Annotated in this window: 15 protein-coding genes; 7 read left to right on the top strand and 8 right to left on the bottom strand. The window is 74.4% G+C overall.

Features of this window, described 5'->3' with window-relative positions:
- Window positions 1–40: 40 nt before the first annotated feature.
- Together OG432_RS23890 and OG432_RS23885 are read left to right on the top strand one after the other, a co-directional pair.
- Window positions 41–730 (top strand): SanA/YdcF family protein, encoded by a 690-nt coding sequence (locus OG432_RS23890; protein ID WP_328312997.1) that lies wholly within the window; start codon window positions 41–43, stop codon window positions 728–730.
- A gap of 153 nt (window positions 731–883) precedes the next feature.
- Window positions 884–2998, top strand: coding sequence for a molybdopterin oxidoreductase family protein (locus OG432_RS23885; RefSeq protein WP_328312996.1), 2115 nt, complete (start codon window positions 884–886; stop codon window positions 2996–2998).
- Here OG432_RS23885 and OG432_RS23880 read toward each other — a convergent pair.
- Together OG432_RS23880 and cutA are read right to left on the bottom strand one after the other, a co-directional pair.
- The gene (locus OG432_RS23880; protein ID WP_328312995.1) at window positions 2952–3416 is read right to left on the bottom strand and encodes a gamma-glutamylcyclotransferase family protein; all 465 of its coding nucleotides are present in this window, start codon (window positions 3414–3416) and stop codon (window positions 2952–2954) included. The genes OG432_RS23885 and OG432_RS23880 overlap by 47 nt on opposite strands.
- Window positions 3413–3742: a divalent-cation tolerance protein CutA gene (gene cutA / locus OG432_RS23875; RefSeq protein ID WP_328312994.1), complete on the bottom strand. Its 330-nt coding sequence runs from the start codon at window positions 3740–3742 to the stop codon at window positions 3413–3415. Before cutA ends, OG432_RS23880 begins: the two co-directional genes overlap by 4 nt.
- A gap of 170 nt (window positions 3743–3912) precedes the next feature.
- Between cutA and OG432_RS23870 the strand changes: the two genes are divergently transcribed.
- Window positions 3913–4755: a hypothetical protein gene (locus tag OG432_RS23870; protein ID WP_328312993.1), complete on the top strand. Its 843-nt coding sequence runs from the start codon at window positions 3913–3915 to the stop codon at window positions 4753–4755.
- Window positions 4755–6254, top strand: a complete 1500-nt coding sequence (locus tag OG432_RS23865; RefSeq protein WP_328312992.1) for a HAMP domain-containing sensor histidine kinase — start codon at window positions 4755–4757, stop codon at window positions 6252–6254. The genes OG432_RS23870 and OG432_RS23865 overlap by 1 nt, the downstream gene beginning before the upstream one ends.
- Window positions 6255–6317: 63 nt before the next feature.
- On the opposite strand, the gene OG432_RS23860 is transcribed toward OG432_RS23865, so the two are convergent.
- Complete coding sequence (locus tag OG432_RS23860; RefSeq protein WP_328312991.1) at window positions 6318–6917, bottom strand: NADPH-dependent FMN reductase; 600 nt, start codon at window positions 6915–6917, stop codon at window positions 6318–6320.
- Window positions 6918–6986: 69 nt separating this feature from the next.
- Between OG432_RS23860 and OG432_RS23855 the strand changes: the two genes are divergently transcribed.
- The 3 genes from OG432_RS23855 to OG432_RS23845 all read left to right on the top strand — a co-directional run bounded on the left by OG432_RS23855 (window position 6987) and on the right by OG432_RS23845 (window position 9398).
- Window positions 6987–7775 (top strand): aminotransferase class IV, encoded by a 789-nt coding sequence (locus OG432_RS23855; RefSeq protein WP_328312990.1) that lies wholly within the window; start codon window positions 6987–6989, stop codon window positions 7773–7775.
- A 213-nt stretch (window positions 7776–7988) separates the two neighbouring features.
- On the top strand, window positions 7989–8633 hold the full coding sequence (locus OG432_RS23850; RefSeq protein ID WP_328312989.1) for a hypothetical protein: 645 nt from the start codon (window positions 7989–7991) through the stop codon (window positions 8631–8633).
- A 45-nt stretch (window positions 8634–8678) separates the two neighbouring features.
- Window positions 8679–9398 carry a class F sortase gene (locus tag OG432_RS23845; protein WP_328315219.1) on the top strand — a complete coding sequence of 240 codons (720 nt, stop codon included), beginning with the start codon at window positions 8679–8681 and terminating at the stop codon, window positions 9396–9398.
- A 28-nt stretch (window positions 9399–9426) separates the two neighbouring features.
- Here OG432_RS23845 and OG432_RS23840 read toward each other — a convergent pair whose 3' ends face one another.
- The 5 genes from OG432_RS23840 to OG432_RS23820 form a co-directional block, all read right to left on the bottom strand.
- Window positions 9427–9621: a hypothetical protein gene (locus tag OG432_RS23840; RefSeq protein ID WP_328312988.1), complete on the bottom strand. Its 195-nt coding sequence runs from the start codon at window positions 9619–9621 to the stop codon at window positions 9427–9429.
- Between the two features lie 112 nt (window positions 9622–9733).
- Complete coding sequence (locus OG432_RS23835) at window positions 9734–11215, bottom strand: ferredoxin reductase family protein (protein ID WP_328312987.1); 1482 nt, start codon at window positions 11213–11215, stop codon at window positions 9734–9736.
- A 146-nt stretch (window positions 11216–11361) separates the two neighbouring features.
- On the bottom strand, window positions 11362–11682 hold the full coding sequence (locus tag OG432_RS23830) for a hypothetical protein (protein ID WP_328312986.1): 321 nt from the start codon (window positions 11680–11682) through the stop codon (window positions 11362–11364).
- Entirely contained in the window at window positions 11679–12023 is a 345-nt protein-coding gene (locus tag OG432_RS23825; protein WP_328312985.1) for a DUF6247 family protein, read from the bottom strand. Before OG432_RS23825 ends, OG432_RS23830 begins: the two co-directional genes overlap by 4 nt.
- Window positions 12020–12280, bottom strand: a complete 261-nt coding sequence (locus tag OG432_RS23820) for a hypothetical protein (protein WP_328312984.1) — start codon at window positions 12278–12280, stop codon at window positions 12020–12022. Before OG432_RS23820 ends, OG432_RS23825 begins: the two co-directional genes overlap by 4 nt.
- Between the last annotated feature and the right edge of the window lie 61 nt (window positions 12281–12341).

Genomic DNA, 12341 nt, shown 5'->3' with positions numbered 1-12341 from the left:
CGCCGCACACCGACGGCCATCCGATCAGCAGGGGGACCACGTGCCGCGCATCCGAGTGGGGCGACCGCGCCTGCCCCGTACCCGCGCGGGACGGCGGCGCCTGGTGCAGGCCGTGGCCGCCGCGTGCGTGCTCGCGCTCGCGCCGGCCACGTGGATGTACGCGAGCACGGGCGGCCGGGTCGGCACCGTGGCCGACGCGCCGGCGTCCGGGGTCGCCGTGGTGTTCGGGGCCGGTCTGTGGAAGGGCGAGCCCTCGCCCTATCTCGCCGGCCGCCTCGACGCCGCGGTGCGGCTGTACCGGGCGGGGAAGGTGAAGGCGGTCCTGGTCACCGGCGACAACAGCCGCACCGACTACGACGAGCCCGGCGCGATGCGCGGCTATCTCGTGCGGCACGGCGTGCCCGGCACGCACGTGGTCGCCGACTTCGCCGGGTTCGACACCTGGGATTCCTGCGTGCGGGCGAAGAAGATCTTCGGGGTGGACCGGGCCGTGCTGGTCAGCCAGGGGTTCCACATCCGGCGCGCGGTCGCCCTGTGCGAGGCGGCGGGCGTGCGCTCCTACGGGGTGGGCGTCGACGCCGCGCACGACGCGACCTGGTACTACGGCGGCACCCGCGAGGTGTTCGCCGCGGGAAAGGCGCTCCTGGACGTGGTGTTCAAGCCCGACCCCACCTTCCTCGGCCCCAAGGAGCCAGGCGTCGCACGGGCGTTGACGGGCCCGGCCGGGTAGCGCGGCACGCGCTCCTCACGGCCGGCGGCGAGGCGCGGGCCACCGGGCGCACGGGCTCCTCACGGCGCGGGGCCGGCCGCGATGAGGGCGTGGCACCGGGCGCGTAACCGGCGGGCGGGGGCGGGCGTAACACGCCGGGCGCAGCCTGGGCGCATGCCCACCGACGCCGCAGCGCCCTCCCCCGTGACCGCCACCCACTGCCCGTACTGCTCGCTCCAGTGCGGCATGGGGCTGCGGGCCGCGGACGGCGCGCCCGGCGGTCTCGACGTGGTCCCGCGCGATTTCCCGGTGAACCGGGGCGCGCTGTGCGGCAAGGGTTCGTCCGCGCCCGCGCTGCTCTCCCGGCGGCTGCGCCTGACCGAGCCGCTGATCCGCCGCGCCGACACCGGCAGGCTCGCGCCGGCCACCTGGGAGGAGGCACTCGCGCTGGTCGCGGCACGGCTCGGCTCGGTGCGCGAGGAGCACGGCGCCGACGCGGTCGGGGTGTTCGGCGGCGGCGGCCTCACCAACGAGAAGGCGTACGCGCTCGGAAAGTTCGCCCGGGTGGTGCTCGGGACCTCGCAGATCGACTACAACGGGCGGTTCTGCATGTCGTCGGCGGCCGCCGCCCACCAGCGGGCGTTCGGCATCGACCGGGGCCTGCCGTTCCCGCTGGAGGACGTGGCGCGGACCGGCTGTGTGATCCTGGTGGGCGCCAACCCGGCCGAGACCATGCCCCCTGCCGTGCGCCACCTGCGCGAACTGCGGGAAAACGGCGGCACGTTGATCGTTGTCGATCCGCGCAGGACGAAGACGGCCGAGCTGGCGGACCTGCATCTGGCGCCGCGCCCCGGCACCGACCTGGCGCTGGCGCTCGGTCTGCTGCACCTGGTGGTGGCCCAGGGCCGCGTCGACGAGGAGTTCATGGCAGAGCGGACCACGGGCTGGGAGGCGGCGAGGGCGGCGGTCATGGCGCACTGGCCGGAGCTCGTCGAGAGGATCACCGGGGTGCCCGTGCCCCAAATCCGCGCGGCTGTCGGCCTGTTCTGCGGTACGCCGGACGGGATGGTGCTGACCGCGCGCGGCGCCGAGCAGCACGCCACGGGCACCGACACGGTGGGCGCGTGGATCAACTTCTGCCTCGCGACCGGCCGGGCGGGCCGGCCCCTGTCCGGATACGGCTGCCTCACCGGCCAGGGCAACGGGCAGGGCGGGCGCGAACACGGCCAAAAAGCGGACCAGTTGCCGGGATACCGCAAGCTCACCGACCCCGCGGCCCGCGCCCATGTGGCCGGGGTGTGGGGCGTTCCGCCCGACTCGCTCCCCGGGCCGGGGCGCAGCGCCTACGAGCTTCTCGACGCGCTCGGCGGCGAGGTGCGGGGCCTGCTGGTGATGGGCTCGAATCCGGTCGTCTCGGCGCCGCGCGCGGCCCATGTCGAGGGCAGGCTCCGCGCGTTGGACTTCCTCGCCGTGGCGGACGTGGTGCTCTCGGAGACCGCCGAACTCGCGGACGTGGTGCTGCCGGTGACGCAGTGGGCGGAGGAGAGCGGCACGATGACCAACCTGGAGGGCCGGGTCCTGCTGCGCCGTGCCGCCGTCACCCCGCCGGACGGCGTACGCAGCGACCTGCAGATCCTCAACTCCCTTGCCGGACGGCTCGGTTGCGAGGAGACGGCGAAGGGTTTCCCGGCCGAACCGGAGGAGGTGTTCGAGGAGCTGCGCCGGGCGTCGGCCGGCGGAGCCGCGGACTACGCGGGCATCAGCTATCGCAGGATCGAGGCCGAGGACGGCGTGTTCTGGCCCTGCCCCGACGAGGGGCATCCGGGCACGCCCCGGCTCTTCCTCGACCGGTTCGCGACCGCGGACGGCCGGGCCAGGTTCGTGGAGGTCACCCACCGCGGGCCGGCCGAGGAGACCGACGGCGCGTACCCGGTGGTGCTCACGACGGGCCGTGTGCTCGCCCAGTACCAGTCGGGCGCCCAGACGCGGCGGGTGCCCGAGCTGCATGCGGCCGCGCCCGGTGCCTTCGTCGAGATGCATCCCCTGCTCGCCGCGCGGATCGGGGTGGGCGACGGCGACGCGGTGACGGTGACCTCGCGGCGCGGGCAGGCCACCGCCCCGGCCCGCGTCACCTCCGCGATCCGCTCGGACACCGTGTTCATGCCGTTCCACTGGGCGGGCGAGGGCCGGGCCAACACCGTGACGAACCCGGCGCTCGACCCGGTCTCGAAGATGCCCGAGTTCAAGGTGTGCGCGGTACGGGTGGAACCGGCCCGGCCGCCCGGCTGAGCCAGTCCCCGCCGGGGATGGCGGCGCCGCCCGCGAGGAGTTCGCGGGCCAGGCGGGGCGAGGCGAGGTAGACCCAGGCGAGCACGGGCGGGGCGGAGGGTGCCGGGGCCACCTCGCGCGCCACCCGGTCGTAGCGGTTGCGGGGGTTCCCCGGACCGGCATACTCCTCCAACGCGTCGAGCGCGGCGAGGAGTTCACCGTGTCCGGCCGGGTCGACCTCGATGAGGGTGCCGGTGATCGTGCCGGCTCCGGCGGTGGCGTACGGGTGGCCGGGGCCGTCGTACAGGACGGCCCCGTGCAGCAGGGCCGGGCGTTCGGCGACGGTACGGCCGTGCAGAAAACGCCGGTGGTGGCGCTCCCCGGGGCGCAGCGTGCCGTACACGAAGAAGGGGAACGGGGGTTCGACGGCGCGGGTCACCGGGCGAGCGTCTCGGCCGCGATCCACGACAGGTACGCGGGGCTCCCGGCCGCCACGGGGGCCGCGAGGATCTCGGGCGTCTCGTAGTCGTGGGCGGCCAGGAGGTGGCGTTCGAGGGCCCGGTAGCGGCCGGCCGTGGTCTTGAAGAGGACCTGCCACTCCCGGGTCGTCTCGATGCCGCCCGCCCAGTGGTAGACGGAGGTGACGGGGCCCGCGATCTGCGCGCAGGCGGCGAGGCGGGCCTCCACCGCGCCGCGGGCGAGCGCCGCCGCCTTGTCCTCGCTGTCGGTCGTGGTCCACACGCTCAGCACTTCGGCCGATGGCACGGTGTCCTCCCTCGGTGATGTGGCCGGGGCCTGCCGGGACGACGGGGTCGTGCGGCCGGGGCCCACCGGCAGGGCTCAAAGTCCCGATCCTGCCGCAGGAGCGGGGCGTACGCACGGCTGTTACACGACGTGCCGCAATCCGTGATGATCCCTTCCTAGTCTCGGCCGACATGGCCATGCTCCCTTCCCTGCGGACGATCCGAACAGCCGTCGCCGTGGGCGCCGCCGCGCTCGGCGTCGTCGCGGTGCTCGTCGCGCTGTCCGGCCGCGGCGCGCGCTCCGGCCTCGTCGAGGGCGACCGGGCCTCCGCGGTCCCCCTCCAGCCGCGCGCCGAGCAGCTGTGGCCCGCCTGGTACGAGAGCGACGCGCGGCGCAACGGCGTGATGGGCTCCGGCCGTGCCGAGCCGCGCGCGCCGCTCGCCGACGCGCCCCCGGTGCCGAAGGGAGGACTGGGTGCCATGGACCCGAAGGCGATCCTGAACGCGGATCCCGCGGCCAAGGGGCTGACCCGGCTGCCGCTGATCGACCGCCCGGGGCGTACGGGCATCCGCCCGCCCGTGCTGCACGACCTGACGGGTCACGACGGCACACCCGAACTGATCATCTCGGCGGACCTGGAGAGCCGGCGCACGGTCGTCATCGTCTACACCGCCCGCGCCGGCAAGGTCGTCCCGATCCTGTACACCGCCGGCAGCCGTCTGGCGGTCGAGACCGTCGGCGCCGACCTCGTGACCCGGGGCGCCGCCGACGACGGGGCGCAGCAGACGGTCCGCTACCGCTGGAACGGGACCCGGCTGTCCCCCGTCAGCGAGGCCAAGACCTACCGCGACATCGCCCCGGCGACCCCGGGCACGGGGCCCGGCTCGGGCGGCCCGGGTGACCCCGGCAGCCCTGGTGGCCCCGGCAGCCCTGGTGGCTCCGACGGCCCCGACGGCCCGGAAAAGAACACGAGCCCGCGCTCGCCCGGGACGCCCGGGGCGAGCCGGGCGGCCGACGGCCGGGACGCCTCGTGATGCCCGCCCCGCGCCGACGGCGTCCGGCGCACGACGGGTGGTTCCGTGACGGGTGGTTCCGTGACGGGTCGTTCCGCGATCGGTGGGGCCGAGCCCTCCGGGCGCCCCGTGGGCTGAGCCTGCGCTGGAAGATCGCCGCACTGCTCGCGGCGGGCTGCGCCCTGGTGGCCGTCACCATCGGCCTGCTCATCCATCAGTCGCGCTCCGCGCAGATCGCCTCGACGGCCCGCGAGTCCGCGCTCGCGCAGCTCATGCACGTACGGCAGGTGTACGAGCTCACGGGGCAGGTGGACCGGGGTGACACGCAGGCCGCGCTCAACGCCCCGGACCTGCCCGGCCCGCTGCGCGCCTCTGCGCTGGCCGGGAGGCGGAGCACCTATCTGGACCTCGCGGGCCCCCATCCGGCGGTGTGGGCGGCGCGCCCCGTGGGCGACCGGGTTCTCTCGGTGCGCCGGCCGCTGAACGCCGCGGTGGGTGAACTGCGGCAACTGGACGGCGAGTTGGTGGCCTGGGGCGCCGTCGTGGTCGGGCTCGCGGCGCTGGGCGGGGCCGGGCTGGCCAGCAGGCTGAGCCGTAGGCTGCGTACCGCCGCGGCCACCGCGCGCCGCATCAGCGGGGGCGAACTCGACGCCAGGATCGGCCGGCCGGGGCCCGGCCGGCAGGACGAGGTGGCGGAGCTGGCCTGCGCGGTGGACACGATGGCCGCGTCCCTCCAGGAGCGCCTGGTGGCCGAGCAGCGCTTCACCGCGGACGTCGCGCACGAGCTGCGCACCCCGCTGACCGGCCTGCACACGGCCGCCGAACTGCTGCCCCCGAGCCGCCCGACCGAGCTCGTCCGCAACAGGGTCGACGCGCTGCGCACCCTGACCGAGGACCTGCTGGAGGTCGCCCGCCTCGACGCGAACGCCGAGAGGCCGCACCTTGAGGTGCTGCCCCTCGACCGCACGATGGCGACGATCCTCCAACGGTGCGGCATGAGCCAGGAGTTGGCGCGCCGTGGTGGACAGCCGACGGGCGGATCCGGCCCCGCCGCCGCGGACCGGCCCACCAGGGATGCCGCTCGTTCGGAGGCCCCCGCCCCCACCGAACCCACCGGCCCGGACCCCACCGGTCCCACCGGCCCAGACCCCATCGGCCCCACCGACGGCCCCACCGGCCCCACCGGCCCGGGTGTCCTCGTCCGTACCGACGCCCGCCGCCTGGAGCGGATCGTCGCCAACCTCGTCGCCAATGCCAGGCGGCACGGCGCCGAACCCGTCGAAGTGACGGTGGACGGGACCTCGGTCCGCGTGCGTGACCACGGGCCCGGGTTCCCCGAGCGCCTCCTGAAGGACGGCCCGCAGCGCTTCGTTACGGGCGCCAGGGAACGCGGTCAGGGCACGGGCCTCGGGCTGACCATCACCCTGGGCCAGGCGCACGTCATCGGCGCCGAGGTGACCCTGTGCAACGCGCCGCGCGGGGGCGGTGCGCTCGCCGTGGTCAGCCTGCCCGCGGCCTGAGCACCCGCCCCGGGCGCGCGCCCCCGACCCCGACCCCGCCCCCGACCCCGCCCTCGGCCCCGCTCAACCGGCGTACGGGCGGAGCGCCTTGGCGTCGCGCAGCGCCTGCGCCCACCAGATCACCTGGTCGAGCATCTTCTTCACGGCGGCGTCGGCCTGCAACGGCTCGCGGTGCTCGCCGTCCTCGTCGAAGAGACCGTGCGCCTGGTGGAAGCTGACCGTGTCCCGCACGGTCACGGCGTGCAGCTCCGCGAAGACCTGCCGCAGCTGCTCGACGGCGCGCAGCCCGCCGGAGATCCCGCCGTAGGAGACGAAGCCGACCGGCTTGGCCTGCCACTGCGCGAAGTGCCAGTCGATCACGTTCTTCAGCGGGGCGGGGAAGGAGTGGTTGTATTCGGGCGTGATCACGACGAATGCGTCGGCATCCGCCAACTTCGGTGTAACAAGGGCGAGTTGGGCCTGGGTGGCGGGCGAGGGGTTGCGGGAGAGGGCGGTCGGAAGCTCGGTCTCGGCGAGGTCGACCACCTCGACGGCCAGGCCCTGGTGTTCCCGGGCACGGGCGAGGAACCAGTCGGCGACGACCGGCGCGAAGCGGCCCTCGCGGTTGGAGGCGACGACGACGGTGAGCTTGAGGGCAGCCGGTGCGGCTGTGGTGATGTCCATGCCGAGAAGGATTCAACCTCAAGCTTGGTCGAGGTCAAGCCCGTTCGGGGGCGAACTATGTTGTGGCGCATGACACTTCCGTACGTCGAGATCGACGGCCGCCCCGCCGACGCCGAGAACCTCCTCGTTCCCGCCCTGACCGGCGGCTACGGGCACTTCACCGCCATGCAGGTGCGCGACGGACGGGTCCGCGGCCTCGCCCATCACCTGGCCAGGCTCGACGAGGCCACCCGCGAGCTGTTCGGCCCCGCCATGCCCGGCGAACGGATCCGCTCCCTGGTCGCGGGGGCCCTCGACGCCGCCGGCACCCCGGACGCGGCGGTGCGCGTCTACGTGTACGGGCCCGACGACGCCCCCACCCCGATGGTCGTCGTCAACGAACCCGTCGACATGCCGTCCACCGCACAGTCGCTGCTCTCCGTGCCGTACGAGCGGCCGGTCGCCCACCTCAAGCACCTCGGCGGTTTCGCCCAGGCCTACTACGGCCGCCTGGCCCGCCGCCAGGGCTTCAGCGAGGCCCTCCTGACCGGGCCGGGCGGCGTCGTCTCGGAGGGCTCGATCACCAACATCGGCTTCTGGGACGGCACCGCGGTGGTGTGGCCGGACCGTCCCGCGCTGCTCGGCGTCACCAAGGCGGTGCTCGAACCGAGGCTCGCGGCGTACGGCCTGACGTCGGTGCGCCGCGAGGTCACCCTGGCCGGCCTCGGTGCCTACAGCGCGGCGTTCCTCACCAATTCCCGCGGGATCGCCCCGGTGGGCCGGATCGACGAGCGGGAGTTCTCGGTCGACGCGGAGCTCATGAAGGTGGTGTGGCGGGCGTTCGAGGAGGCGCCGTGGGATGTGATTCACCCGGCGTGAGCGGCCACCCGTACGGCCCACCCCGCGTCACTCGTTCGCCCCTCGCCGACGGGCACGGCGGCCCGGACGCCCGTTAAGTCGAAGGCGGAAGCACCCGTACGACCACCAGCAGCCACAGCAGCCGCGATAGCCACAGCAGCCGCAACAGCCGCGGGACAGCCTGCGGAAGTGCCGGAAGCGGTGGCGGCCTGTGACCGCGCCTTCGGAGGATCCATGCGTACTGCCCGACTCCTGACGAGTGCCCTGCTGGCGGGCGCCGCCGTGCTGGGCCCGGCGGGTGCGCTCGCGTACGCCGACAACCAGCCCGGCGGCTCCCTCGAACTGTGGCCGACGAGTGCCTCGCCCGGCGCCACGGTCACCGCGAACACCACGGCGTGCGGTTCGTCGGGGCGCGGCACCGGCGACGCGAACGCGGTGGGCGCCGGCGACTTCCCGATGGCGGCCTCCACGCACAAGGAGGTCCTCGCCGGGCAGTTCAAGGTCGCCCAGCACACCAAGCCGGGCTCCTTCCGCATCGGCGTGCGGTGCGACAACGGCAAGACCGTCGAGGCCCAGCTGAAGGTCACCGGCGGCGACGGCGGCCAACGGGACACCGACACGTCGTGGGAGTGGAAGGACCGGGAGTCCCGCGACGGCCGTGACAAGCCGTGGGAGTGGAAGGACCAGCAGGGGCGGGACGGCCACGACAAGCCCTGGGAGGGCAGCGACCCGCGGGGCCACGTCAAGACCGGTGTCGGCGGCAGCGTCCGCCCCGACACCACCGAGATCGCGGTGGGCGCGGCGGTACTCGTCGCGGCCGCCGTGGGCGGCACCTGGCTGCTGCGTCGCCGGGCGAGCGGCACGCAGGGCCGGGGCTGACCGCCCTTGTCGGCCCCGGCCGCACGGCGCAACGCGGGCTGGCTGATGGTGATCGCCGCGTTCGCCGGCCTGTGGCTGATCGAGCGGGGTATGGACACCGTGGAGCCGCCCCGGCCGTCGGCGGCGCAGGCGTTCGCTGCGGGGCCCGCGCCGGGCCACGCAGGCCGCGCGGCCGATGCCACGGCCGGTGACGCCGCGCGGGCCGTGCCCCAACTCCCGCCCGCCGATGGCCTCGCGCCCTCCGAACCCGTACGCGTCGCCATCCCCTCGATCGGCGTGGACGCGCCCGTGATGCGCCTCGGGCTGGGCCCCGACCACAGCCTGGACGTACCGCCGCCCGGGAACACGAACGTGGCGGGCTGGTACAAGGACGGCACTCCCCCGGGCTCCCGCGGCACCTCCGTGATGGCCGGCCACGTCGACGACGCGCACGGCCCCGCCGTCTTCTACGCGCTCGGCGCGCTGAAGAAGGGCAGCCGGGTCGAGGTGACCCGCCGGGACGGCGCGACCGCGGTGTTCGACGTCGACGCGGTCGAGGTGTACGAGAACGACGCGTTCCCGGACGCCAAGGTGTACGGGGCCGCGACGCGCCCGGAACTGCGGCTGATCACCTGCGGCGGCGGCTTCACGAAGAAGGGCGGCTACCGGGGCAACGTGGTCGCCTTCGCCCATCTGACGGGAGTGGTCCGGGGGGCGGCGGGGGCAGGTACGGGGGCGGCGGGGCCGGGCCCGGCGGGCGCCGTGGGCTCGGCGAGGGCTTTCTGAAGGCCGCCGCGCCCCACGCGGCACGCCGCTAGCGGTGACCGCGCGGGGCCCCGCCGAGGTCGTGCACGTCCACGGCCCGGTCGGGGGCGGGTGGCGCGGCCGGGGTGACGGACACGGCCAGGAACGTCGCGGCGAGCGCGCTCGCCGCGGTGAGCCCCGCGGCGAGCCGGCGCCGGGCACGGTCGAGCGGAACGGGGGCGGTGCACCTGCGGTGACGGGCCATGGCTCTGCGACTCCTCGATTCGTCGACGCTGACGCTGACGCTGACAGTGGCAGTGACGGTCACTCGGACGCTGACGGTCACTCTGGCGGTGACGGGACCGGACGCCCCGCCCTCAGAAGCTGAACTGCTCGGTGTGGATGTGCTCCTCGGGGACGCCCGCCCGGATGAGCGAGGCGGTCGCCGCCTGCGCCATGGGGCCCGGTCCGCAGAGGAAGACGTCGTGCTCGGCGAGGTGGGGGACGAGGTTGCGCAGGGCCTGCGGCGCGAGCGGGTCGAAGGACGCGTCGGAGGGCCCGAGGAGGTAGTGCAGCGCGGCCCCCCGCTGGACGGCGATGGCCTCCAGCTCGTCGCGCAGCACCAACTGGGCGGCGTTGTTGGCCCGGTAGAGCAGGGTGAGGTCGCCGGGCCCGGCGGGCAGCGTCTCGAACAGCACCCGCATCGGCGTGATGCCCACCCCGCCGGCCAGGAGCAGCACCTTGCGGCGGGTACGGCGGTGCGGGGTCATCGCGCCGAACGGCCCGGTGGCCAGGACCCGGGTGCCGGGACGCAGCCGTCTGATCCGCCGGCTGTGCACGCCGAGCGCCTTCACGGTGATGCGTACGGTGTCGTCCCTGACCGGCGCGGACAGCGAGAACGGCAGCGAGGTGTGCCAGAGCCTGCGCCGCAGGAACCGCCAGCGCAGGAACTGTCCGGGTTCGGCGCGCAGCGCGTCGAGTCCGGTGCCGCGCATCACGACGGACACCACGTCGGGTCTCTCGTCCCGCACCTCGACGACGTACAGCGCGTGGCGCAGGGCCTGGCGCACCGGAACGACGCCCCGGTACCAGACGATCAGCACGGCGACGGTCGCGTGCAGCATCGCCCAGGCCCACACGGTGAGCCGGTTGCCCGCCACGTCGGGCCCGACCAGCTGGTGCGCGAAGGCGAGCGCGGCGCCGAGGTAGGTGAGGAAGTGCAGGGCGCGCCACGTCTCCTGCGAGATCCGCGCCCGTGCCGCCCGCACCGAGCTGACCCCGGCCGCCCCGAACGCGAGCGTACCGAGCGCGGCCGCCAGGATCCCTCCGTAACCGAGCAGCCGCGTGGCCGACCGCAGCAGGTCGGTGCCGGTGTACGCGGCGTACGCGCACAGCGCGAGCACCAGGTGCGCGCCGACGAGCGTCAGCACGTAGCGCCCGCCGAGCGCGTGCCAGCGGGCGAGCCGGTCGGCGCCGACGCCGTGTTCGACGGCCGGGACGCGGGCCATGAGCAGCAGCATCACCAGGACGCCGTAGCCGGCGAGCAGCCCCGACAGATGCGCTCCGCCCGCGAAGAGCACGTCCAGCCGCGCGGACGGCTCGGCCTGCGCCCCCCACAACAACCCGACCCCGCCCGCCCCCGCGAGCACCCCGCGCCGCAAAACCCGCGGCCGCACCCGCACGGGCCGCACCACAACCTGCCGCTGCTCCCCCGGGTGCTCCGCCAGCCATCCCTCCCGCCAGCCCTCCTGGCGTTCTCCCGGGTAATCCTCCTGGTGCTCCTGCCGGGCCTGGAGCGCGAGATAGGCGGACAACGCCGGGTACGCGGCAAGCTGCGGGTCGGTGGCCTCGATCGTCACGCCCGGCAGCCTAGGTCGGCCCACCCTGCAAAAAACCCTGGTCAGCGACGGATCCGCGATCCTTAAGGCGCCCTTGAGGATCGCCTGACCGCCCATTAAGAGCGAGCTGACGTCGGCTCAGGGAACATCACGACGAGCCGGGCCCGTCACTGCCAGAACACTTCCTCGACGATGATCTGTGGATCGGCTGTGCGACGGACGAACGTGTAGTGAATCCAGCCCCGCCCATGGTCGAAGTAGCAGACATGCAGCCCGTTCGGCACCGTCGACCGGAGAGGGGCGATCCGGCAACTGTCGGGAAGGTCCGGCAGGTTGTCGACTCCGCGGAAGTATGGGTCGGGCACGGTGATCAGCTCGGCGCGGATGTCGTCGAGCAGATCCCGGACCCGTCTGGGCAGGGCGCCTCTCGCCGCTCGGGCCGTATCGACCCAGTCCAGCTGCCACGGCGGCCCCATCAGATCACTCACTGACCGGGCTCCGCCTTACCCGCTTCCCTCCGCAGGTGCGCGGCCCGCGTCAGGAGATGCATGGCCTCGTCGTTCGTCGACGCGTCCGCGGCGCGGGCCTCCAGGTCGTGCACCTGTCGGTCGAGCTCCGGATCGCGGGCGATGGCGAACTCGGCCCACCACTGTGCGAGGAACGCCGGCACTGGGGCCAAGTCGTACGCATCGGCAATGGCCCACTTCCAGTGCGCGTCGAAGTCGGCGAGGAGCTGGGGGGTGTGCTCGGAGATGGCGGCCCGCAGCGCCTTCGGATTCCGCTCGGGCATGGGCGGCACGTGCCTGCCGGGCCGCGGTGCGGTGCTCATGCCGCCTCGCTCCCCTCGGCCTGCCCCTGATCGGCCCGGTAGGCGGCGGCGAGGGTCGAGACGTACTGCGGCGTCCAGCCCATGTGCCGGGCCACGGCGGGAGCGCCGCCCCTGCCGAGTTCGATGGCGAGCCGTCCGGCGGCTCTCCGGAAGGCGGTGGCTGCGTCGTCGGCCGCCTTCTTGGCGCGATCGAGCTCTCGCTTCTGGGCGTCGGTGAGGGCGGCCTGCGGGGTCCTGGTTCGAGGCGTGCCGGTCATGCGTGAAGTGTGCGCCCCCACACCAATAAACCGCAACTCATCCTTGACATTAAGAGCCCCG

This window comes from Streptomyces sp. NBC_00442 (genome assembly GCF_036014195.1).
In the GTDB taxonomy this organism is placed as follows: domain Bacteria; phylum Actinomycetota; class Actinomycetes; order Streptomycetales; family Streptomycetaceae; genus Streptomyces.
Note: the sequence above shows the minus strand (reverse complement) of the source record. Positions and strands in the feature narration are given on the sequence as shown.

Bases quoted from the DNA above. Each gene is read 5' to 3' on its own strand.
- OG432_RS23870 (WP_328312993.1), top strand. From the start codon at position 3,913: ATGGCCATGCTCCCTTCCCTGCGGACGATCCGAACAGCCGTCGCCGTG.
- OG432_RS23840 (WP_328312988.1), bottom strand. From the start codon at position 9,621: ATGGCCCGTCACCGCAGGTGCACCGCCCCCGTTCCGCTCGACCGTGCC.
- OG432_RS23860 (WP_328312991.1), bottom strand. From the start codon at position 6,917: ATGGACATCACCACAGCCGCACCGGCTGCCCTCAAGCTCACCGTCGTC.
- OG432_RS23850 (WP_328312989.1), top strand. From the start codon at position 7,989: ATGCGTACTGCCCGACTCCTGACGAGTGCCCTGCTGGCGGGCGCCGCC.
- OG432_RS23845 (WP_328315219.1), top strand. From the start codon at position 8,679: ATGGTGATCGCCGCGTTCGCCGGCCTGTGGCTGATCGAGCGGGGTATG.
- OG432_RS23820 (WP_328312984.1), bottom strand. From the start codon at position 12,280: ATGACCGGCACGCCTCGAACCAGGACCCCGCAGGCCGCCCTCACCGAC.
- OG432_RS23825 (WP_328312985.1), bottom strand. From the start codon at position 12,023: ATGAGCACCGCACCGCGGCCCGGCAGGCACGTGCCGCCCATGCCCGAG.
- OG432_RS23855 (WP_328312990.1), top strand. From the start codon at position 6,987: ATGACACTTCCGTACGTCGAGATCGACGGCCGCCCCGCCGACGCCGAG.
- OG432_RS23865 (WP_328312992.1), top strand. From the start codon at position 4,755: ATGCCCGCCCCGCGCCGACGGCGTCCGGCGCACGACGGGTGGTTCCGT.
- OG432_RS23885 (WP_328312996.1), top strand. From the start codon at position 884: ATGCCCACCGACGCCGCAGCGCCCTCCCCCGTGACCGCCACCCACTGC.